At 41.3% G+C, this 24,463-nt stretch carries 16 protein-coding genes and 2 riboswitches; of the genes, 15 read left to right on the forward strand and 1 reads right to left on the reverse strand.

Annotation, left to right across the window (positions count from 1 at the left end):
• The first annotated feature begins 369 nt into the window (after window positions 1-369).
• A complete protein-coding gene (locus ACQKMF_RS24430; protein ID WP_101225643.1) occupies window positions 370-1,575 on the forward strand; it encodes a quaternary amine ABC transporter ATP-binding protein in 1,206 nt (401 codons plus the stop codon).
• A 4-nt stretch (window positions 1,576-1,579) separates the two neighbouring features.
• The gene (locus ACQKMF_RS24435) at window positions 1,580-3,307 is read left to right on the forward strand and encodes a glycine betaine ABC transporter substrate-binding protein (RefSeq protein WP_427575353.1); all 1,728 of its coding nucleotides are present in this window, start codon (window positions 1,580-1,582) and stop codon (window positions 3,305-3,307) included.
• Window positions 3,308-3,366: 59 nt separating this feature from the next.
• On the opposite strand, the gene ACQKMF_RS24440 is transcribed toward ACQKMF_RS24435, so the two are convergent.
• Window positions 3,367-3,549, reverse strand: coding sequence for a hypothetical protein (locus ACQKMF_RS24440; protein WP_427575355.1), 183 nt, complete (start codon window positions 3,547-3,549; stop codon window positions 3,367-3,369).
• 334 nt (window positions 3,550-3,883) lie between these two features.
• Between ACQKMF_RS24440 and ACQKMF_RS24445 the strand changes: the two genes are divergently transcribed.
• From ACQKMF_RS24445 to ACQKMF_RS24505, 13 genes are all read left to right on the forward strand, one after another.
• Window positions 3,884-4,798, forward strand: a complete 915-nt coding sequence (locus tag ACQKMF_RS24445; RefSeq protein WP_427575357.1) for a nucleoside hydrolase — start codon at window positions 3,884-3,886, stop codon at window positions 4,796-4,798.
• Between the two features lie 440 nt (window positions 4,799-5,238).
• Window positions 5,239-5,529 (forward strand): WXG100 family type VII secretion target, encoded by a 291-nt coding sequence (locus ACQKMF_RS24450; protein ID WP_034306171.1) that lies wholly within the window; start codon window positions 5,239-5,241, stop codon window positions 5,527-5,529.
• Between the two features lie 95 nt (window positions 5,530-5,624).
• Window positions 5,625-5,864: an EsaB/YukD family protein gene (locus ACQKMF_RS24455; RefSeq protein WP_053537134.1), complete on the forward strand. Its 240-nt coding sequence runs from the start codon at window positions 5,625-5,627 to the stop codon at window positions 5,862-5,864.
• Window positions 5,865-5,934: 70 nt separating this feature from the next.
• Window positions 5,935-7,284, forward strand: coding sequence for a type VII secretion protein EssB (gene essB / locus ACQKMF_RS24460; RefSeq protein WP_427575359.1), 1,350 nt, complete (start codon window positions 5,935-5,937; stop codon window positions 7,282-7,284).
• 30 nt (window positions 7,285-7,314) lie between these two features.
• Window positions 7,315-11,796, forward strand: coding sequence for a type VII secretion protein EssC (gene essC / locus ACQKMF_RS24465; protein WP_402945220.1), 4,482 nt, complete (start codon window positions 7,315-7,317; stop codon window positions 11,794-11,796).
• Window positions 11,789-14,716, forward strand: a complete 2,928-nt coding sequence (esaA, locus tag ACQKMF_RS24470) for a type VII secretion protein EsaA (RefSeq protein ID WP_402945223.1) — start codon at window positions 11,789-11,791, stop codon at window positions 14,714-14,716. The genes essC and esaA overlap by 8 nt, the downstream gene beginning before the upstream one ends.
• Complete coding sequence (gene essA / locus ACQKMF_RS24475; RefSeq protein WP_260359263.1) at window positions 14,703-15,185, forward strand: type VII secretion protein EssA; 483 nt, start codon at window positions 14,703-14,705, stop codon at window positions 15,183-15,185. The genes esaA and essA overlap by 14 nt, the downstream gene beginning before the upstream one ends.
• A 603-nt stretch (window positions 15,186-15,788) precedes the next feature.
• Window positions 15,789-16,745, forward strand: a complete 957-nt coding sequence (locus tag ACQKMF_RS24480; RefSeq protein ID WP_260359265.1) for an AAA family ATPase — start codon at window positions 15,789-15,791, stop codon at window positions 16,743-16,745.
• Window positions 16,745-17,938 (forward strand): DUF58 domain-containing protein, encoded by a 1,194-nt coding sequence (locus ACQKMF_RS24485; RefSeq protein WP_260359267.1) that lies wholly within the window; start codon window positions 16,745-16,747, stop codon window positions 17,936-17,938. The genes ACQKMF_RS24480 and ACQKMF_RS24485 overlap by 1 nt, the downstream gene beginning before the upstream one ends.
• Window positions 17,935-20,139: a transglutaminaseTgpA domain-containing protein gene (locus tag ACQKMF_RS24490; protein WP_427575362.1), complete on the forward strand. Its 2,205-nt coding sequence runs from the start codon at window positions 17,935-17,937 to the stop codon at window positions 20,137-20,139. Before ACQKMF_RS24485 ends, ACQKMF_RS24490 begins: the two co-directional genes overlap by 4 nt.
• A 36-nt stretch (window positions 20,140-20,175) precedes the next feature.
• Window positions 20,176-20,277, forward strand: a riboswitch (purine riboswitch).
• A gap of 142 nt (window positions 20,278-20,419) precedes the next feature.
• Window positions 20,420-21,976 carry a glutamine-hydrolyzing GMP synthase gene (guaA, locus tag ACQKMF_RS24495; RefSeq protein ID WP_034306157.1) on the forward strand — a complete coding sequence of 519 codons (1,557 nt, stop codon included), beginning with the start codon at window positions 20,420-20,422 and terminating at the stop codon, window positions 21,974-21,976.
• 225 nt (window positions 21,977-22,201) lie between these two features.
• Window positions 22,202-22,303: riboswitch (purine riboswitch) on the forward strand.
• Window positions 22,304-22,403: 100 nt separating this feature from the next.
• Window positions 22,404-23,735 (forward strand): NCS2 family permease, encoded by a 1,332-nt coding sequence (locus ACQKMF_RS24500; protein WP_063235528.1) that lies wholly within the window; start codon window positions 22,404-22,406, stop codon window positions 23,733-23,735.
• A 152-nt stretch (window positions 23,736-23,887) separates the two neighbouring features.
• The coding region (locus tag ACQKMF_RS24505) for a PRD domain-containing protein (protein WP_427575364.1) at window positions 23,888-24,463 on the forward strand (576 nt) is incomplete at its 3' end.

Raw genomic sequence — 24,463 nt, forward strand, 5'->3', positions numbered from 1 at the left:
CGTAAGTCCATCTGGACAAAACTCTAAGTGGAATCGTTTATATTACAGTTGGTATATGTTGTGCCTGCTTGTTTCCTCAGTTGTGATTGCACCTCTTTTTTTCCTACTTGAAATGCTCAATTTATCACACATAATATAATCCAAGTAAAGAAGTACTTCTTGGGAATAATAAATATAGATTATTTTTCTATGCACGTTATGCCCTGTGCACTGAATAAGTGTCACTTCCGTTTTTTTGAAGAAAAAGTAATGGGGTAGATTTTCGGTTATTTCAAGGTACTTGTGCATTAATAATCATCACTCGCATAAAACGGGGGAATTCAGCAAAACTGAATATCATATGGGCAACTATTAGAATGAGGTGACTTGATGAAGCCGTATGTAGAAGTCAGAAATGTCTCGAAAATTTTTGGCAAATCTCCAAAAGCAGCAACAGACTTATTGAAGCAAGGCAAAACGAAAAAAGAAATCTTGAAAGAAACGGGACAAACGGTCGGAGTGAATAATGTTAATTTCGAGATTTATCCCGGCGAGATTTTTGTCATCATGGGCCTATCAGGTAGCGGGAAATCCACTTTGATCCGCATGTTCAATCGTTTGATCGATCCCACTTTGGGTGAAATCTTAATTGATGATGAAGATATCGTGAAGATGAATGCTGCCCGGTTAAGGGAAGTCAGACAAAAGAAAATAAGCATGGTCTTTCAAAACTTTGCTTTATTTCCGCATAAAACGATATTGGAAAACGCTGAATTCGGGCTCGAAATTCAAAAAGTGGATCCGGCAAAACGTCATGAAAATGCGATGAAGGCTCTTGAGGCCGTTGGATTGAAAGGCTACGAAAATCAGATGCCATCACAGCTTAGCGGCGGTATGCAGCAAAGGGTTGGGTTAGCCCGGGCACTCGCCAGTGATACGGATATCCTGCTGATGGATGAAGCCTTCAGTGCCCTTGATCCATTGATTCGTAAGGATATGCAGGATGAACTGATACAAATACAAGATCAGTACAAAAAAACGATCATTTTCATTACCCATGATCTTGATGAAGCATTAAGGATCGGGGATAGAATTGCCCTTATGAAAGATGGAAGTGTAATTCAATTGGGTACCCCTGAACAAATCATGATGAATCCAGCCAATGAATTCGTCGAGAAGTTTGTGGAAGATGTTGATCTATCAAAAGTATTGACAGCCTCTCATGTGATGATACGCCCAGAGAAGATTGCGGTGGACAGAGGCCCGAGGGTTGCCTTGGAAATCATGCGCAAACAAGGGTATTCCAGCATTTTCGTTGTGGATAGGAAGCAGAAGTTATTGGGGGCCGTGACTGCTGAACAGGCACGTCAGGCAATGAGTAATAACCAATCGATTTCTGAAGTGATGACAACTGATATCCCAACTGTAAAAGAGGATGAATTACTTGGAAACCTCATGGATGTGATGGCGACTTCAAGCTTGCCAATCTCAGTGATCGATGATCAGAACAGAATTAAAGGAATTCTTCTTCGCGGTGCCGTTATCGGTGCTTTGGCCGGAAATAAAGATTCCTTGAATGAAATGGAGAGTGAATAATTCAATGAATATGCCGAAAATCCCACTAGGAGCATGGGTCGATTCTTTAGTGGATTGGATTACCATTGTATTTGCTGGATTATTTACATTTATAACAAATGTGATTGAGGGTTTATTGAATATCTTGGTCGATGTAATGAGTGCAGGACCTTCTATCATTTTAATCATCGTCCTTACCTTTCTGGTTACCTATACAAGCAAATGGACATTAGGATTATTTACATTAATCAGCTTACTATTGATTGATAATCTTGGTTATTGGGAATCAAGCATCCAAACACTGGCAATCGTTATTTTGTCAGGATTCCTCACCATATTGATCGGAATACCGATCGGAATATGGTGTGCCCAAAATAAAACCGTGCGCAATATCGTAACCCCAATCTTGGATTTCATGCAAACGATGCCTGCCTTCGTTTATTTGATTCCTTCGATTTTATTCTTTGGAATAGGGGTAGTGCCTGGAATCATCGCGTCATTCATTTTCGCAATCGCACCAACAATCCGAATGACCAATCTTGGGATTCAGGAAGTGCCTAATGATTTGATAGAGGCATCTGATGCATTTGGTTCAACCAGCAGCCAAAAGTTATTCAAAGTACAAATACCATTGGCTACTCCAACGATTATGGCAGGAGTTAACCAAAGCATCATGCTGGCACTATCCATGGTTGTTACAGCCTCTTTGGTTGGAGCACCAGGACTTGGGGCGGATGTCTACCGGGCTGTCAGTCAAATTAATGTGGGGCAAGGATTTGAAGCAGGATTATCCATCGTAATCATTGCAATCATACTCGATCGTATCACGCAAAACCTTCGTAAACCAGCTTACGAGCATATCGTAAGCAGGAAAATCATTTTTACGATTTTGGCTTTACTTGTTGTGGGTACTGCACTATTCAGTACTTTTACAAAAGAAAAAGCAGTGGACGGGGATCAAAACAGTCTTGCTGCCAAAGCCAATTATGAAATCATCGGAATTGAACCTGGAGCAGGAATAATGAAGTTGACTAAAACGGCTATTGATGATTATAAGCTGGATGACTGGAACGTGGTTGAAGGGTCATCGGCAGCAATGGTTGCAGAATTGAAAAAAGCGATTGATAAAGAAGAACCAATCGTCGTTACTGGCTGGTCACCACATTGGATGTTCTCGACATATGACTTGAAATATCTCGAAGATCCGAATGGATCCTTCGGCAAGGCTGAAAACATCAATTCCATTGCCAGAAAAGGACTTGAACAGGATGCACCAGGTGCCTATAAAATTCTTGATCAATTCTACTGGGAAACAAAAGATATGGAAGATGTAATGGTCAAGGTTGCTGATGGGATGTCTCCTTCAGAAGCAGCAGAAGATTGGATAAAGAAAAATCAGGACAAAGTGTCCAAATGGACCCAAGGAGCACAATCAGGAAATGGTGAAAAGATCAAACTGGTTTATGTTGCCTGGGACACTGAAATTGCCAGTACCAATGTGATTAGCAAAGTGCTGGAGCAGAATGGCTATGATGTAACATTAAGTCAGGTTGAAGTGGGGCCGATGTTTGCAGGCGTAGCAAACGGAAGTGCGGACGCCATGGTGGCTGCATGGCTCCCGGGAACACATCTTGAATACTATAATAAGTACAAAGATGAAATTGTTGACCTTGGACCAAACTTAAAAGGAACAAAGCTTGGTCTGGTCGTACCTGATTACGTCGATATTGATTCGATTGAAGACTTAAAATAAGAAAGAAGAGGGAATTTCAGAAATGGAATTCCCTCTTTTTTAAGTTTAGCCGTTTGGGATCAATGGATGGAAACGAATTTATTCATCAATTCCTCTTCAGTTACTTCAATCTTTCCTTTCATATCTTCAGCCAATAATACATAACTTTTCACGCCAATGAATTCTGAATGTGATATTAAAAAGAATTTTGTTCCTTTTTTATACACAGAAGGATCATCTTCAATCAATTTAAACATTTTCATCCTTTTTCCACCTTGGATATCATATTCGTAACGCATGTATTCATAACTACCTTTGGAGTAGAAGTAATTGCATCGAACAAGTTGAAAAGGAGTTAGGTCACTACTAAGGTACAACTTCTCTTTTCACTTTTTATATCATTGATATTTATGGGTGGTCAACTATTTTTACTGGTAGATACAAGAACCAGCTGGCATTGTCATTTGTTTGCAAATTATGATTATTCCTAACTTTCTGTGGAAGTGTCTATCGTTGAATGTTAAAATTCAGTTGGAAAACAGTGATTCTTTATACATATTAAAGTGATTAAAAAGTGTTTTGGAAGGTGTGGAAATATTGAAACCAATCATATTTGATGTAGATACTGGGATTGATGATGCCCTGGCGATGGCATATGCTTTAAATTCCCCTGAATTGGAAGTGCTCGGATTTACCACTTGCTTTGGTAACGTGCCCGTTGTTGAATCGACCCGCAATACGCTTGCCGTTTTGGAGAAATTAAATAGGCGCATTCCGGTTTTTGAAGGTGCTGACCAAACTTTGGTACGCGGAAGGAAGAAGAGGTATCCCAAGCATGTACATGGGGAAGACGGGTTAGGAAATACCCTTCGGTTTGAACCAACCATCAAAGCATCACAAGGAAATGCAGTGGATTTCATTACCGATCAGGTGCAAAGCCGACCGCATGAAATCACGATTATTGCAGTTGGACCACTGACTAACATCGCATTGGCGATTAAAAAGGCCCCAATGACCATGTCCTTAGTAAAAGAGGTCGTTATTATGGGCGGTGCCGTAAACGTACCAGGAAATGTAACCCCTTATGCTGAAGCGAACATAATATCAGATCCTGAAGCAGCACATCAGGTATTTGCTTCAGGACTGCCAATCACCCTAGTGGGGCTTGATGTGACGCTGCAAACATATCTTTTGAAATCGAAGCTTGATGATTGGCGTGCCACTGGTAAGGAAAGCGCCGAATTTTTAGCGGAAATGACCGATTATTATATGAAAGCATATGAAAACTCCCATCCAGGTTTGGGCGGTTGCGCCCTTCATGATCCGCTTGCAGTCGGGGTTGCGATTGATTCAAGTTTTGTGAGTGCAGAATGGATGAACGTCAAGGTGGTGACCGAGGGTGAAGAAACAGGCAGGACAATCGGTCAAAAGGATGGCGAATCAAGAATCCGCGTCTGTACGAATGTGGAAAGTGCTCGGTTTGTGAAACATTTCTTGGAACGGGTTATATGACATTGAATCATGTATTAATTATAAAGGTTGTTTCTTTTCCCAGAACCATTGGGAATAGATATGCCCTGTTTCTGTTGAATAAATAGATCGGAGTCAGGCCGAATTATTATAGTGGCCTTAAAACTTTAATCAAACGTTTGATTAAAAAGAAAGTCTAAAGTCACTATTATTATGATGAAAACCATATTATTGGGTTATGGCTCGGAAATATTGGGTATAAGGAACTTTTTTTACCATAAAAAAGTAAAATGTTTAAAATTATTTAAAAAATGGGTTTGGAAATATGGAAAAACAGGTACATAGACTTTCGTAATGCCATATTTAGGTTTTTTTGTATAATCATAATTTACCATTTTTCGACTTTGTGGTTATTTATATGGCAGAAAATGTATGGTTCTATTAAAATGTACTATATAAGATAAAAGGAGGAGTTTTTTTCTATGTCACAAATTCGCGTAACACCTTCAGAACTGAAAGATGTAGCCAGACAATATGATAATGAGAGCCAACAAGTAACGGATATGATTGGTCGTTTAGATAGAATGAGAGATCATTTAACTGGTATTTGGGAAGGTTCTTCCAGTGAGGCTTTCGTAGGCCAGTACGAAGAATTAAAGCCTTCATTCATGGATATGGCTCGCTTGTTGAATGAAGTTTCTCAACAATTGAATAAATCAGCTCAAATCCTTGAAGACACAGATAATCAGATTGCTAGTCAAATTCGCGGATAATCATTAGGTCAATGAAATAAAGAAATTTCTAGGAAAAAGCGCCGCGACTCTTTATGAAGATCGTGGTGCTTTTTTGCATTAAAGAGGTGGTTTCAATATATATTCAACTAACGATCGATTTAAACAGGTATACAGGGGAAGTATTTGATTTGCAAGTGTCGAATTACCGCTCCATCAAAAAGGTTGTGGAAATCATATGGCAGGTAAAGGATATTGCCAGTGCACCTAAAGAAGGCTATTGGGTGCGGGTCCAGAATAAGGAGTTCGTATGTTCAGGTTATGAAACCCTGCTTGATAGCGGAATTACGACGGGGGACCGCCTAGAGATCCTCTAATGGATCAGTGTGGACTCTTTATAGGAAAAAAGTCTAAAGCCCTTTAGCAGGGGTAAAGGAGTTACATAAAATGGATGAGAAAAAATCCTCATATCTGGAGAAAAAAACAGAAGCTGCAATGATGAAGGATGATAATGGGCATTTGTTCGTTTTCCAACGGGCAAAATTATCGATGCAAGACCCACTGGAATTACAGCTTATTCATGAAGCGGATGATGCTCTCCAGAAACATATAGAAGTGACAGAGGACGAGGTGCAGATCAGAGTAAATCCACCAGCCTCTTTTTTTGTTTTTTCAAAAGCTAAAGATAAAAATCCATTGAGTAGATGGTTATCGTCTTATCAAATCTTGAAGAAAATCAGGAATCATGAATTGAGTCGCCTGCAACTTGTCGTTTGTCCGGAAAATATCGTTTTTGATTCAAGCTTGGCCCCATATTTCCTGCATTATGGCGTAAAAGACAGTTTGCCTCCTTATGAGCATAATCAGGATGAGCTATTTAAAGAAACGAAGGCAACGATTTCAGCGCTTGTGGATGGGCAGTATACATTCGAAGAGTATCTGCTTTACCATAAAACCCTGAAACTATCGAGCGAATCACAAAGCATATTGGCGACGGGGACTTGGGATGAACTTTCCACGGTCATTCAAAATCGGATAGAAGATTTAGAGAAGGAAGAAAAAGCATTTGTGCATATCCCCGAAAAGAAATGGAAAACGGGCCGTTATACACTTTGGGGTACGGTGATCGTTCTAGTGCCGCTGCTGTTGTTTACGATTTACACATTATTCTTCTCCCAACCTAAGCAGGAGGCATATGTGGAAAGCGGTGAAAGCTTTTTAAAACAAAAATACAGTGAAGTCATTGACCGGTTGGAGAACTACGATCCGAAAAAAATGCCTTATATCGTTCAATATGAACTGGCGAAGTCTTACGTCGCTTATGAACCGTTGGATGATGTCAGAAAGAAGAATGTAGAAAATGCAATCACTTTGCAGACTGATAGCCAGTATCTTTTATATTGGATTTATATAGGCAGGGGCATGAGTGAGGACGCGATCGATTTGGCGAGGATCATGGAGGATCGTGAATTGATTATGTATGGACTCGTAAATCTGAAAGAACAGATTAAGTTGGACGATAACCTTTCCGGGGAAGAAAAGGAAACGCAAATTAAAGAAGTCGATACGGAGTTATCCCAATATGAAAAGGAACTAAAGGAATTGAAAGAGCAATTGGAGGAACAGCAAGATGAGAACCAGCCTTCAACAGAGTCGACTTTAGAGGACAAAGGCGAAACGGAAACAAAGCCTGCTGTAAAAGAAGAAGCGGAAAAAGAACCTGCTTCTGGTGAGAAAGAGGGAAGTAAGGATTCCTCCAATAAATCATCTGAAGAAAAAGAGAAAAGCAAAGAGTGAGCAATGGGCCTTTTGCGGAGGTGAGATTTAATGAGTTTATTATGGATTTATTCTAAGGGAAACTACCAATCCTATACGATCAAGGGAAATCATAACGGTCCAATTACGATTGGGCCATCAAAGCAGGATACGATCACCATATATTCCATTCCCTTTGAACATGGTCCTATCAAGCTGAATAAACCTGAAGGACTTGATGGATATGAGGTGTTTAGAGAGGACATGAAGCTTGGTGATGTAAAGCCATTCCAAAGCTTCACCTTTCACGAAGGAGAAGAAAAGGTCGAGATTTTTTATACGGCAGGAGAATTGGAAGAGAGCCTCTATTATATAGGCAACTTGAAAGAAATCACTTTATCGGCCCAGGCAGGAGCGACTATCCGTAAAGAAGGACCTGTTTCCGGCAATGGGGCTTCCTTTGTGCTTCATAAAGGGCAGTGGCTACTCATGCCAAAGGAAAATAGCGGGATATTCCTGAATGGTGAAAGAGTAACGAAAGCTGTTCCCATTCAAAATGGTGATCTCATTTGCTGGCCGAATATGGTGCTAAGGTTGATTGAAGGCGACTTATTGATGATTCATAGTGCCGAGAGCTATGAAACATCATTAGCTAAAATGAAGAAGCCAATCTCTGAAATGAAAAAAAACTATCCACAATATCGCCGGACACCAAGGATGATCTACGAATTGCCGGACGAGAAAGTGACGATATCTTTTCCGAGCCAAGAATCGGAAGATAATAATAGAGGGTTATGGCTGATCCTTATGCCGCCTTTAATGATGCTAATCGTCATGGGGGTCATCACGGTCATTCAGCCTCGGGGCATTTTCATCATCATATCGATTGTTATGTTCACAACGACTTTAGTTACCTCGACGGTACAATACTTTAAAGACAAAAAGAAGCAAAAACTCAGAGAAGAAAAACGTCAACGTGTATATACAAGGTATTTAGAGCAGAAGAGGGAAGAACTGCAAGAGCTGTCTGAAAAACAAAAAAATGTGCTGTTCTATCATTACCCTTCATTTGAAAGGATGAAGCTGCTGACTGACAGTATTAGCGACCGTATATGGGAGCGAACTTTGGAAAGTGAAGATGCTCTGCACTTTAAGATCGGAACGGCGACCATACCATCAAGTTATCAGGTGTCGGTAAATAGCAGTGATATGTCCAATCGGGATATAGATGATTTACTTGAGCAGTCGCAGGAACTTGTGGATGTATACAAAAACCTGGATGATCTTCCGTTATCGATCGATTTATCAAGCGGATCGATGGGCCTGGTCGGAAAGGAATCGATTGTTAAACGGGAGCTGCAGCAACTGATTGGGCAACTGGCCTTTTTTCATAGTTATCATGATGTTCGTTTTGTGGCCATTTTTCCGGAGAAGGATTACCAGGAATGGGAATGGATGAAATGGCTGCCTCATTTTCAATTGCCGCATGCCTATGCAAAAGGCTTTATATATAATGAGCAGTCACGTGACCAGCTTCTGACCTCGATTTATCAGCTTTTGAGGGAAAGAGATTTGGATGAAAATAAAGGGAAAGTGAGATTCACTCCCCACTTTGTCTTTATTGTCACGGATCGTAATTTAATTGCGGAGCATGTCATATTGGAATATTTAGAAGGTAAAACAGACGATTTAGGTATCTCGACGATTTTTGCAGCGGATGCAAAAGAGAGTTTGACGGAAAATGTCCATACGCTAGTGAAGTATATCAATGATTTTGAGGGTGAGATTCTCATCCAGCAAACGAAGGCCGTTCATACTCCATTTATACTTGATGCACATTCAAAAGAAGGGAATGAGCGTTTTGCACGTACGCTGCGTTCACTTGATCATCAAAAAGGCATGAATAATTCCATACCAGAAACGGTATCATTTTTGGAATTATTGAAAGCTCGAGAAGTGGAAGATCTGCCTATCAGCCAAAACTGGCGGACCAATCAGTCTTCTAAATCCTTGGCTGTTCCGATTGGATTGAAAGGGAAAACGGATAGGGTTGAATTGAATTTGCATGAAAAGGCGCATGGCCCCCATGGTTTGGTTGCTGGAACGACAGGATCGGGGAAAAGTGAATTACTGCAAACCTACATCCTTTCATTAGCCGTTCATTATCATCCGCATGAAGTTGCCTTTTTGCTCATTGATTATAAAGGCGGGGGAATGGCACAGCCATTCAGGCAGATTCCGCATCTGCTTGGAGTCATTACGAATATTGAGGGGAGCAAGAACTTCAGTGCCAGGGCACTAGCCTCCATCAATAGCGAATTGAAGAAACGCCAGCGCATGTTTGATCGATACGAAGTCAATCATATCAACGATTACACGGATTTATACAAAGAAGGCAAAGCGGATGAACCGTTACCGCATTTATTTTTGATATCAGATGAGTTTGCGGAACTTAAAAACGAAGAACCCGATTTCATCCGCGAATTAGTGAGTACGGCGCGAATTGGACGGAGCTTGGGAGTTCATTTAATTCTTGCTACACAAAAGCCGGGCGGTGTTATTGATAACCAGATTTGGAGCAATGCCCGCTTTAAAATTTCCTTGAAAGTGCAAGATGCCAATGATAGTAAGGAAATTCTTAAAAATAGCGATGCGGCAAATATCACTGTCACCGGACGGGGATATTTGCAGGTAGGTAATAACGAGGTTTATGAATTGTTCCAGTCTGCGTGGAGCGGTGCACCATACTTAGAGGATACGGTTGGATCTGAGGATGAAGTGGCACTTGTCACAGACCTTGGTCTTGTTCAAATCTCAAACGTAACGGAACAAACAACTAATAAGAGGAAAGAAAAGATCAGTGAAATTGAAGCCGTGGCGGATCAAATTGTGGCGACACAGGAAGAAATGGAGATTAAGAAGTTGGCAAGCCCATGGCTGCCTCCTCTTTCAGATCGGTTATCGAGAAATGCTGAAAGAAGCCTGACGAGGAATCAAATCCACCTGGGAATGAAGGATGAGCCCGAATTGCAGAGCCAGACAAATTATGTCTATAACTGGATTGAAGATGGGAATGTTGGGATTTTTGGTTCTTCTGGGTACGGCAAGTCAACCACCGTATTGACACTTCTCTTTAGTTTTGCAGATCAATTCAGTCCTGAGGAATTGCATTATTATATTTTCGATTTCGGGAATAGCGCTTTACTGCCAATTCGCCAGCTGCCTCATACTGGGGAATACTTTAGGTTCGATGAACTAAGGAAAATCGAAAAATTCATGTTATTCATGAAGGCGGAGATGGAAAGGCGTAAGCAGCTTTTTTCAGAAAAGGAGCTTAGTAACATAAAGCTTTATAATGCATTAGTGGAAGATAAATTGCCGATTATTTATATTGTGGTCGACAATTTTGACTTAGTGAAGGATGAGATGCAGGACCAGGAAGCGCAATTCGTTCAGTTTGCGCGTGATGGACAATCACTTGGAATATTCATGATTTTAACGGCAACGAGAATCAATGCGATTCGCCAGCCGTTAATGAATAGTCTTAAGACGAAGGTCGTCCATTACTTAATGGACAGTTCGGAACAATATTCGGTTTTGGGAAGAACCCCTTATGAAAATGAACCTGTACCGGGAAGGGCGTTAGTGAAGAAGGACCAAACCTATCTCATGCAGGTTTATCTTCCAGCAGATGGAGCGGATGATATAGCCGTTTTGGAAGAAATGAAACAGGCCGTGGCAGAGCATAAGGTTAAATATAAGGAAATGGCCAAACCGCCGGCGATTCGGATGTTACCGGCACGTCTTGATTCCAGCAGCTTCAAGAGTTACTGCTCACAAGCCATTAAGAAGGATTCCATTCCAATCGGACTTTCAGAGGAAAGCGTTACACCTGTTTTCTTGGAGTTGAATTCCAATCCATTCCTGCTTGTTGTAGGGCAGTCACGTAAAGGGAAAACGAATGTTCTTAAAGTGCTCTTGGAATCATTGCTTCCACAGACAATTGGGGAAATTGGTTTGTTTGACGGAGTTGATCGTGGCCTATCTTCTTATGCCATAGAGGAGAAGGTGCGCTATGTAGAAACAAAAGATCAGATAACCGAATGGCTCGATCATATCACTGGAATATTTGAAGAACGTGAACGAAGTTATCTAGCGGCATTGGAAATGAAACCGATGAAGCAACTGGAATTCCCAAGGATCATGTTTATCATAGATAGCATTTCAAGGATCCAACAAACGATCGACGGCAGGATTCAGGATAGGATCAGCGGTTTGATGAAACAATACAGCCATCTTGGGTTTAGTATGATTGTCGCTGGAAATGCCAACGACTTCACCAAAGGATATGATTCGTTAACAACCGAACTGAAACAAGTCAGACAGGCTGTTTTGCTTCTTAAAAAATCGGACCAAAGCTTGTATACCCTCTCTTATTCAAGAAAAGAAGAAGAAATACAGCCGGGTTACGGATACTTTGTGCTCAATGGTCAGGAGAGTAAAATCCAAATTCCACTAAGTGAAGAAAGAAGGAGAGTGCAAGAGAGTGTCTGAAAAAATAAAACCGATGCTGTTAATCGGTAAAATACTGGTGATCTTAGCGCTGCCAATCTTGTTTTTTTCTTATATTGGCCAAAATCCAATGAAAAAGACAGAAACGGCTTCTCGTGAAATCGCCATTGTAAACGAAGATAATGGCACTGAATTTAACAATAATCCCATTTATATGGGCTCAGAGCTTGTTACTACACTGGACAAGGATTCTGAATATGAGTGGTTTGTGGTAAATAGGAGTACGGCGGAAAGTGGACTTGCAAATGAAAAGTATGATGCAGTCATATATTTTCCATCCGATTTTTCAGAGAATATTTATACATTCGATGATGAACAGCCTATCAAGGCAGGGATAAAGTACAAGGTACAACCTAGTTTGAATGCAGAGAACATGGAAAAGGTACAAAAGGAATTAGAGAAGACAAAGAGCAAAATGAATAAGCATATTTCAACACAGTATTGGAGTTATGTTTCCCAATCAGTCGAGGACATCCGTAAGAAGTTCGATAATGTCCTTGCTAAAGAAATCGCTTTTCAAAACACGATGTATGAGTTTTATACTCCAAGCTCGGAAAGCCTTGCCGGGGAAATCAAGCAGCATAAGGACATGCTTGAAGGAGTCTTTGCCGAGACGAAGGATGCTGGCAAAACAAGTAATGAAACAATGGATGAAATAGGGAGCACGAAGACTCAAATGGCTTCCTTTGTGAAAGATGTTGTTTCTTTTGAGGAATATCAAAAAGCTCAAAGTATCCTTTTTGAGAAAACCTCTGCCCAAAATCAGCAGCTTGTCAAGGAGAGTGTACAATCATATGACAAGGTGCTGAATGAGGGTGACCAAACAATACCTGAGATTCAGCAAGGGATGAATACGAAATACAGTCTTAATGATCAAGGCATTAGTGAGAATGTTGGGATCATGCAGCAGAAACTCGATTCCAGCAGTAATGAATTGGAACAATTTTCAACAAGCATGAAGGATAAACAAGTAGAACAGATTACGAAAATCACTCAAGATCAACAAAGCTCGATTGAACAATTGAAACAATCGGAAGAGGCGGGTCTTGATAACCTTCAGTCTACGTTGCTTGCGCAAAGGGGGAATCTTGCAAGCAGCTCTGGTGATGGGGAGGTTATTGGTGAAGGTACGAAGCCTATAGAAGATATTGAAACGGAAACGGAAAATGGTGAATCGGTTGCCGCACCTGAAAAGAAGGATCCGATTGATGAACTGTCACTGCAGGTACTGCTGGATCAAATCACTGGGATTAACACGGCACTTGAAAGTTTGGTGCCGGCAGAAGGAAGTGAAGGAACTGCTGAACAAATCAACATCCTTGCAGCGGAACTCCAAGCTGAAATCAATAATCTCAGCGGAACGGTAAACGGCAGAACGGGAAATTATAATCAAGTGATCACGGAGTTTAATACACTGGTAGATTCATATAATGAACTGCTGGCGCAGTTTACGCAATTACAAGCTGATTATAATGAACTCGGCACGAATTACAAGGATTTAGGTGACCAATGGAAAAAGTCACAGGAAGATATTCAAAAATTACAGGACATCCAAAGCATGACAATCGACGAGGCCATCGCAGAAATCAAGGCTCTCGAACAGTCACTTCTTCAAAAGGTGGGGGGAGAAAGGCGAGCGGTGCTGGTGAAGGCCTTTGAAAACCCTATCACGAATCGGGATTCAACTACCCTCCTTGCCTATTACGGTTCACTCTCATCTTACGGTGAATTGGCTGAAAGAGTCACGGAAGCAAATGTAGAAAAGGTGTTTGCAGCCAATATAAAAGAATTGGAAAACTTGAAAAATGGGGTTTCCGGAAACGTAGATGAAGAAGCGAAGCTCGTTAAAGCCAGTTTAGCAGGAGTCAATGAGAACTTCGGGATGTTCTCAGATTCCATTATGGGTTATATGAAAGAATATGATGCTAACGTTGAAACGGGGCAGAAAGCTACTTTAGCTGAATTAGCGGCAATTACCGGCAAGGCTCAAGAAGTGTCTGCCAATTTGTCAGGTCAAATGGAAGTTCCTGAAATGGAGGCCGAACCGCCAGTTAACCTTGACGGAGAAATGTTTGTATCACTTCAAGACAATACGGCAACAACTGTCGGCTTCATTTCCGAGCTTGTCAATTCTGTAGCGGAACGGCAGGACACGGTCACGAAGGATACAGCAGACCTGCAAGAGAAAGTTGGATCCGTACAGGAAAGGGCCGATCAGCTTAATGATAATTGGTCCCAAAATGTAGACTCGACCGTAAAAATAAAGACGGACGTCTATAGTGTCTTGAATAACACTCTAGTCGATGATCAGGAGAACGGGTATGTGTACGAATATTTAGCAAATCCTGTACAAATCAGCGGGGAAGTCCTGCATCAGGAAAAGGTTAATATCCCACCGATCGTCATGTTGGTGATCATACTTATTTCTGGGTTATTGATCGGTTTCTTCCTGCATCACTATGAAACCATTCCAATGATGGTGCATGCAGCCTTGTTTGCCTTATTGAATCTGATCGTAGGTTTAATCATCAGCATGTATGGTTTGAAGATCTATCCACTGGGAGATATGCAGGAGATTAAATGGACCGTTTTCACCGTCCTGCTTTTATTCTTCTGTTCAGCGTTTACCAGGCTTGCCTTCTCGATTGGGCCGTTCGTAGGTGCTATCCTGGTGATTGGCTTGATCAGTTTCTTTACCATTCCATTATTGGATTTAATCATGCCTAATTTCAATGTAGACCATCCGGTTGCAGATGTATATATGTCCATACAATTCGGAAATCAGTCGGCATTCATTCCGGCTAGTATCATCTTGATTGTGCTGACGCTTATTGCAACTATCATTCCATATATAGTGAAGCGTCTTACAGAAAGAAGAGCAATGGCCCATGAAGTGGAATAAATACGTAATGCCTGTCTTGCTCATCCTGTTTTTTAGCCATGCACCTAATGGCGGGGCGGAAGATGAACCCATGGTGGAGCCCAATGAATATCAAGAAAACGATATTGATATTCAAACGGAGTATTTCCATGAAGAAGGATTGTTGGAGCAGAAGCGGAAACTGCCTGAAGAACAAAAGGACCTCACTTTTGAAAGAGGGAAATATGATGTCATTGACTCGGTGGAGGACTCATTGTTTCTGTCTCCGGTAACGGGGAATCAAAATAATACCATCGCTTCAAAAGCAGATCAGCTTGGATTATTCTCGGAGGTAGGCGTTCGAACGAGAAGCGAAGAAAAAACAGAGCCTTCCCTTAATTTTGACTTGACGGTATTGCTTGGCATCGTTTTGGCACTATTGGTCGTTTGTTTGTTTTTTGTCCTTATCCCAAAAATGGGGAAACTGAATGGAGAGGTTAAACGAAAATGAAAAAAGCCCGATTCCTGGATAAGTCAGGAATCGGGCTTTTTTGCTACATATCCATAACGGTCTTAATAAGCCCTAAAAGAAGGGCGGCTGCGAAGATCAAAATGAAGAATTTTTTATACATGATCAGTACCTCTTATATCTTATGAGTGGATTGCATTCATTTTAGCATAAACAGAAAAAGAATATACAAATCAGAGAGGCGTGGCTTCATTGCCCTAGGGGTTCGAAATTTTTTAATTCCGGTTCCCTTTTGTCTACAAACTGCGATGCGCCGATTTATTGGCGCATCCTATCGGTATTTGACCAAGTCAGGATAAACAGTCTTTGCTGCAAGTTCAAAAGCTTCCCCGATCCTTGGTCCAGTTCGTGACGTGAAATTTTCATTAAACGAATGGACGTCATCGTTGGTTCATGTTCACTTATCAACAGTTTAACATTCCTTTTTCATTAAGCAGCATTAATATTTTTAGTACAAATTCGTTTATGGTTTACCGATTATCTAGTAAACTTACAATGTAAGGTTTAATTGGAGCTTAATGTAAAATTCGTGATATAGAGAAGGTATGATGCAATAGTGATATTGTGAATCCCGGGAGGTAGAGAATGATTTATAAGCAGGTCAATCAAAAACTGGAAATGGTTATGGGTAATATTGAAAAGGTGATTATCGGAAAACGGGATATAGCCGAACTAAGCATCGTGGCACTCCTTTCCGGCGGACATGTCTTATTGGAGGATGTTCCGGGCGTCGGAAAGACAGTCATGGTAAGGGCACTGGCAAAATCAATAGGTGCAAGCTTTAAACGAATTCAATTCACGCCTGATTTACTTCCTTCTGATGTTACTGGTGTTTCTATCTTCAATCCTAAGGAACAAGAATTCATTTTTAGGCCAGGTCCGATAATGGGACATATTATTTTAGCCGATGAAATTAACCGGACCTCGCCGAAAACTCAGTCTGCATTGCTTGAAGCCATGGAAGAGGCAAGTGTGACGATTGATGGTGTCACAAGAGGATTGGAGAAGCCGTTCTTCGTAATGGCGACACAAAATCCAATCGATTATGAGGGAACATATCCGCTTCCGGAGGCTCAATTGGATAGATTCCTATTAAAAATGAAAATGGGCTATCCCGGTGTGGAAGAAGAGATAGAGGTTCTTCATAGAGCTCAATACACGGCACCGCTTGAGGAGCTGGAATCCGTCATCACCTTGGATGAATTGATAGAATTACAGGATGAGGTAAAAGCGGTGATAGTGGATGACACAATAAAACGATACATTGTTGAATTGGCGAATCAAACACGTTCGCATGGAGGGGTCTATTTAGGGGTGAGCCCGCGTGGATCGATAGCGTTGATGAAGGCAGCCCAGGCCTACGCGCTGATCCAGGGAAGGGACTATGTCCTGCCGGACGATGTTCAATATTTAGTTCCATTCGTATTTTCCCACCGGCTTATTTTGAAACCTGAAGCGAATTATGATGGCTACGATGCTGGAATGGTGATACATGAAATTGTCGCGACAACTCAAGTGCCAGTGAAGCGGGCTGTGACCTAATGCGTAAATTCATCAACATTTTAAGAGGAAATATAAGTGTGATAGGACTTGTATTACTCATGAGCGTTTCCTTTTGCTATGCCATGTTTCAAGGTGGTTTTGTCAGTTGGTTCATTTTTTATTCATTTTTGCCGTTTTCTGTGTACGCTTTGATTCTGCTGTTTTATCCGCTGCATGATCTTACCGTTGAGAGAAAGGTCAATAAAAGGGAATGCCAGGCCGGCGAATCTGTTGAAATAGCATTGACCTTTACCCGTAAAAATCGGCTGCCCCTATTATTCATGGTGGTAGAGGAGGAATTGCCTCAGAAGATGGAAGATAGGGGATTCCAAAGGAAAATAATTATCTTTCCGGGATTCAAGCGTACCTTCAGCATGTCATATACCTTGGAAAACTTGCAGCGCGGAGAGCATTCGTTTCAATCGATCCGCTTTTGGATTGGGGATTTTTTCGGGCTAGTCGAAAAGGAAGCGATATATAGTTCACCTATGAAAATAACTGTTTTTCCTCGTTATCATGAGCTTGCTTACAGTGATCTTGATCGAGTGTTCAATCAGGGGGCAGTGGTTTCAGCAAAGAAGACACAACGGGAACATTCAGTTGTCTCCGGGGTAAGGGAATATCAGCCAGGCGATCAGTTGTCATGGATTAACTGGAAGGCGACGGCCAGAACGAGTGAAATCATGACGAAGGAATTCGAAGTGCAGAAAAACCGGGATGTATTCATCATGCTTGATGAAAAGCCGTCGGATTTATTCGAAGAATCCATTGAAATGGCTGCTTCCATTGCACACGCCCTGTTAAAGAAAGGCATGGAAATTGGGTATGTGAGCAGGAGATCGAGGTTAATCATACCGGCAGCAGCGGGCAATAGCCAGAAACGAAAGATTTTTCACCGACTTGTTAAAGAAGAGCCGAGAGTGGAAAACGATTTGAACGAAAAAATCAGGAAGGGAATTCTTCCGGCAAATGCTGTTGTGATATTCATCGTATCAGACTTAACCTTAGAAAAGGTGGACCTATTGAGTGCTTTACGGCCTAATCAGGGATTAATGTTATGTATGAAGAAACAAGCGGATCTTACTGATGAGGAAAGGCTGTCAAGCTCTGCAGCTGTTTCGAGGGGGATAAAGGTTAGCTTTTTTGAACATGGCCAACTAAAGTCTGGCAGATCAGAGGTGATGGCGAAATGAATGTCACCACCGCAAAGTTGGAAAGCTTCATGCACGTCCTCATGTATGTATTTGGTCTGTTGTTGATTACTGAATGGTTGAGGCCTGTCGATAAACTCACAGATACAGGTAATATCATCATTTTTATCGTATTTTTGCTCTATTCCCTGCTACTGCATTATTTCCGCATACATTGGTCAATCCGGTTTATTCTCATTAGTGCTTATATAATGATTTCATTGCAGTTCCTCCATTCAAAAGGCGCTTTATTGCAATTATCATGGCTGAAGGAAGGATTCCTAGCGGATTTTACGGCCAATCTTGGTTTTATATATGATGGTAATTGGGAGCTGATCACAAATCCATTTCGAACGTTTCTATTTTTTGTCCTTCTGTGGCTTGTAACGTATTTGATCCATTACTGGGTGATGGTAAGGCAAAGCATTTTTTTCTTTTTTATGTTAACGGTGATTTTTATATCTGTACTTGATACATTCACTCCCTATGTGGGCGATAAGGCAATGATCAGAATCATCATCATCGGGTTCTTGATGCTAGGCCTGCTGTCCCTGCTGCGACTTACGATACAGGAGCGGATCAAGTTTACGATGGCTTTCATCAATAAGTGGATCTTAATGCTGACCGGCATGATTTTGGTGAGTGTCCTTGTAGGTTTCGCTGCCCCAAAGCTCTCTCCGCAGTGGCCGGACCCGGTGCCTTATATTACCTCTTATTCTGATAAAGCAGGGAAAGAAGAAGGTGGTTCGAAGCGTAAAAGTGTCGGATATGATGAAGATGATTCGGATCTTGGCGGTTCGATAGAGTCGGATGGTTCCATCGTTTTTTATAATAATGCTCCTGAAGGACATTACTGGAAAGTCGAGAACAAGGATATTTATACCGGTAAAGGGTGGGTTTCCATCCTGGAAACGGACTTTCACACTTTTTCCAACGGGCAGGATATGGCATCTTTAGATATTTACGACGTTCCTGAAGTGGTGAGGACAGAAGAAATGACGGCAAAAGTGTCCATGACGGAATCATATTCCCATATCCTTCATCCGCAGTCCGGGTATTTAAAAAAGATTGAGGGCAAAAACGGAACGGGTTTCAAATATTATGAGGGTATGGACAAAGTTATTTCTGAAAAGGATAATGGCGAACGACTGTCCATGAAAGAGTATGAGTTGGTCTATGATATGCCGAGTTTTGATATAGCTGAGTTAAGGAAAGTGACGGAACCTGACGAATCAATGGATTTATTAATGGAAAAGAACACGCAGCTTCCAGAGGGAATGCCAAACCGGATATATGAATTGGCATCCGGGCTTACGAGGAATGAAGCGAATTGGTACGATAAAGCAAAAGCCATTGAGGATTATTTTGACGGACCTGAATTCATTTATTCTAAGGATGATATTCCGTATCCGGAGAGCAATCAAGATTATGTCGATCAATTTTTATTCGAGACACAGATAGGGTATTGCGATAATTTTTCAAGTGCAATGGTTGTTTTGCTAAGAGCCGCCAATATACCTGCAAGGTGGGTAAAGGGCTATACGGAAGGGGAAAAATCAATCCTTGATGGCGAATCCGTTTATAAGGTGACCAATAATAATGCACATTCCTGGGTCGAGGTTTATTTTTCAGGGATAGGCTGGGTTCCCTTCGAACCGACAAAGGGTTTCAATGGGGAAGTTGAATTTTACGATTCGGAATTGAAACAGGAAGCGATCAAGAAGCCTGAAGAAACTCCAAATAATTCAGAGCAAAATAAGATAGAGACCAGGGAACGCCAGGATACACCCGATAGGGTAACTCAATCATCCGTGAAAACGGGTATCGGGAACATGGGTGGGTTCTTAAAATGGACTGCCATCTCACTATCAGGTGCATTGATTTTCGCTTCTATTGGTTATTTCTTTAGAAGGAAGTGGATTCCTCATCTGCAGATTCTTCGTTATAGAAAGAAAACCGGTGCTCATTTCTCGACAGCCTATTTAATTTTATTGAAACAATTAAAACGAGCTGGTTTAGTTCGTCCGGAGGGGCAAACATTAAGGGAGTACGCCGCCTATGTGGATGCAGTGTATGATACGGATGAGATGGGCGAATTGACGGCTGGATACGAGTTAATGATATATCGTGGAGACGTGGAAGATGGCGAATGGAAGCACTTTCAAGAGGGTTGGGAAAGCTTGATGAGAAAAACTAGCTCTTGACCAGGTTTTTATTATATTGATACAATAACAAAAACTAACTTAAACTAATATATCCTTCATATATCCTCGATAATATGGATCGAAAGTTTCTACCGAATCACCGTAAATGATTTGACTATGAAGGCGGATTTTAACAGGAAAGCTGAAAATCTGCCTTCGTCTATACTTTTTCTGTATTTTTGAGGGTGGATTTTTAGTTTTTCTTTTTTTATGATAATATTTTTTATAAGAAATTATCACTCGATTTCATGAGTGAATTACATTGATAGAGGTGACGTTTGTGCCGGGGAAAACAGAATTGCAAAAAAACCAGGAAATGATCGTAGTACTTGATTTCGGAAGCCAATATAATCAATTGATCACTCGTCGTATCCGCGAATTTGGTGTGTACAGTGAGCTTCATCCTCATACAATTACTGTAGAAGAAATCGAGAAAATGAATCCAACGGGAATCATTTTCTCAGGGGGTCCGAATAGTGTTTATGATGCAAATGCATTTGGTTGTGATGAACGCATATTCGAAATGGGCCTTCCGATTTTCGGTATTTGTTATGGCATGCAGCTTATGACTAAACATTTTGGCGGTAAGGTGGAACCAGCGAAAAACCGTGAATACGGAAAAGCGACACTTGCCATCCAAAATGAATCTAAGTTATTCAGTGACCTGCCGAAAGAACAGATCGTCTGGATGAGCCATGGTGATCTAGTGGTGGAAACGCCTGAAGGTTTCCAAATTGATGGGACGAACCCGTCTTGCCCAATTTCGGCTATGAGTGACGAATCACGTAAATTATATGCCGTGCAATTCCATCCTGAAGTCCGTCATTCCGTATACGGTAATGACATTTTGAAAAATTTCGTATTCGGCGTTTGTGGCTGTAAAGGTGACTGGTCAATGGAGAACTTCATTGAAATAGAAATGGAGAAAATCCGCCAAACGGTCGGAGATAAAAAAGTGTTATGCGCATTGAGCGGCGGTGTGGATTCATCCGTTGTTGCTGTATTGATCCATAAAGCGATTGGCGATCAGCTGACATGTATTTTCGTCGATCATGGATTACTTCGTAAAGGGGAAGCCGAAGGTGTAATGGAAACATTCAGGGAAGGTTTCAATATGAATGTAATCAAGGTCGATGCAAAAGAACGTTTCCTATCGAAACTTGCTGGCGTTTCAGATCCGGAACAAAAACGGAAAATCATCGGTAACGAGTTCATCTACGTATTCGATGATGAAGCAACGAAGCTTGAAGGAATTGATTTCCTTGCACAGGGTACACTTTACACAGACATTATTGAAAGTGGTACAGCCACTGCACAAACAATTAAATCGCATCACAACGTTGGCGGTCTTCCGGAAGATATGCAATTTAAATTGATTGAGCCTTTGAACACTCTATTCAAGGATGAAGTGCGTGCACTTGGCAGTGAAATGGGCATTCCGGATGAAATCGTTTGGCGTCAACCTTTCCCGGGTCCAGGTTTAGGTATTCGTGTATTAGGTGAAATTTCAGATGAAAAACTTGAAATCGTTCGTGAATCTGACCATATCTTACGTGAAGAAATTAGAAAGAATGGTTTGGAACGCGAAATTTGGCAGTACTTTACGGTCCTTCCTAACATTCGAAGCGTTGGGGTAATGGGCGACGCGCGTACGTATGATTATACAATCGGGATCCGTGCGGTTACATCCATTGACGGAATGACTTCCGATTGGGCAAGAATCCCTTGGGATGTACTTGAAATCATCTCAACGAGAATCGTTAATGAAGTAAACCATGTAAACCGCGTAGTTTATGACATTACGTCTAAGCCACCTGCAACGATTGAGTGGGAATAGAAGATTAAAATCATCCAATCAGTGAAGGAAATATCCTTCACTGATTTTTTCGGTTAAAATAGTATTTGAATATGTAGATTACTTACATTTTACGTATGTTGGCGAAGATATAGCCATAATAAGTAAGGAATATATAGCGAAAAGCGAACATTGCCTAAAATTACATAAAAAATATTCGTTAGATATATTGACGATTATTTTAGTGACTGATACACTATACCTATAATAATAAAAAAACATAATTGTCGTATAATATTGGGGATATGGCCCAAAAGTTTCTACCAAGCTGCCGTGAACGGCTTGACTACGATGTGGAAGGATTGGCGCGGATAAACCGCCACTTCTTTACATGACCGCAGTCAAGCCCCGTTCGTAAGCGAATGGGGCATTTTCTGTTGGCGCGATTTTATGATAGGGGAGACTCATAATGAAAAATTATTTTCGGTTTAATGAGCTGGGAACTAATTATCGCCGTGAAATACTTGGTGGACTGACTACGTTCCTTTCAATGGCATATATCCTGGTTGTTAACCCTGTGATGCTGACTTTACAAAGCATCGAGGACTATCCGGATGAATTGAGAATGGACTACGGAGCGGTTTTTGCAGCGACCGCCTTGGCAGCCGCAATCGGTTCGATATTGATGGGACTCATAGCCAGGTATCCAATCTCGCTTGCACCAGGGATGGGATTGAATGCTTTCTTTGCTTTTACCGTTGTGCTTGGTTTTGGAATTCCTTGGCAGACGGCTTTGTCGGGAGTATTGATTTCAGGTATTATCTTCGTTTTGCTTTCCCTATCGGGAATACGTGAGAAAATCATTAATGCAATTCCAGTCGAGTTGAAATACGCAGTTGGTGCCGGTATCGGTTTATTCATTACGTTTGTAGGGTTTCAGAATGCTGGAATCATCACGAATGATGACAGCGTTCTTGTAGGACTGGGCGACTTGACATCAGGAAATACTTTATTGGCTGTGTTTGGAATTGTCGTAACCGTCATTTTGATGACGAGAGGCGTCAAAAGCGGCGTGTTCATAGGGATGGTCATTACAGCCATAGCAGGAATGATTTTTGGACAAGTTCCGGTGCCGGAGAAAATAATCGGTGCCGTTCCTAGCATAGCGCCTACATTCGGGGTTGCGTTCGATGCCTTCGGAAATCCCGGTGATCTCTTCACTGGTCAAATGTTAATCGTGATACTGACCTTCTTGTTTGTAGCGTTCTTTGATACAGCAGGTACGTTGGTGGCTGTAGCGCAACAAGCTGGTTTAATGAAGGATAATGTTCTTCCTAGAGTGGGAAAAGGATTACTTGCTGATTCATTATCCATCGTTTCAGGTGCAATTCTTGGTACATCCACCACGACATCTTATGTAGAGTCTACATCGGGTGTTGCCGCTGGTGCTCGAAGCGGTTTTGCGGCTGTAGTGACAGGATTGCTGTTTGTCCTATCCCTATTCTTCTTCCCGCTTCTATCAGTGGTTACATCTGCGGTGACTGCGCCGGCATTGGTTATAGTCGGAGTGTTAATGGCATCATCACTTAAAAATATTGACTGGCAGAAGTTTGAAATTGCGGTTCCGGCCTTCTTTACGGTTATCATGATGCCTATGACATATTCGATTGCGACAGGTATAGCTTGCGGATTCATCTTCTATCCGATCACCATGTCGATGAAAGGGAGAGCTAAAGAGGTTCACCCAATCATGTGGGGGCTTGGAGTCGTTTTCCTACTATATTTCATTTTCTTGAAGTAATAAGGCAATAAGTAAGGAGAGTCCTGATTTCAGGGCTCTTCTTTCATGTTGTAAGAGAAAGCTCATATCGTGTATAGTAAAAGGACTAAGTACTAAGTACTTTATCCTGTATGGGGCATAGGGATGACTTTGAGAAAAAAAGAGGGAGAAAAATGAATGGTTTTATCGTTGAAAAGGTTTTGAACAATAATGTGGTGATTGCCACGCATCCGTCGTATGGAGAAGTCGTTTCTATTGGAAAGGGCTTGGGCTTCAACCGAAAGAAAGGCGAAGAGTTAAGTCCGGAACTTGCGGAGAAGACGTTTGTCCTGAAAAATGTCAAGGAACAGGAAAGTTACAAAAAACTTTTGCCGCAGATCGATCAAAATCTTCAAGCTGCCATTATAGAATCCATTCATCTCATTAACGACCGAGTAACTGGAAAACTCAATGAACATATACATGTCGGTTTAACTGATCATTTATTGTTCGCCCTTCAGCGTGTTTCACAAGGAATGACTATCAAAAACCCATTCTTGAAAGAAACGATAACCCTTTATCCTTTTGAACATGATATTGCTGTTGATGTAGTAGAATTAATTCAAGATAAGACAGGCATAGGCCTGCCCCAAGGGGAAATCGGTTTTATTACGCTTCATATTCATAGCGCAATATCAAATAAAGACTTATCGGAAGTCAATCAGCATTCGCAGTTAATCTATCAACTTATCCAAGTTGTTGAAGAACAG

It is taken from the genome of Peribacillus sp. NPDC101480, assembly GCF_050277335.1.
Lineage (GTDB): Bacteria > Bacillota > Bacilli > Bacillales > DSM-1321 > Peribacillus.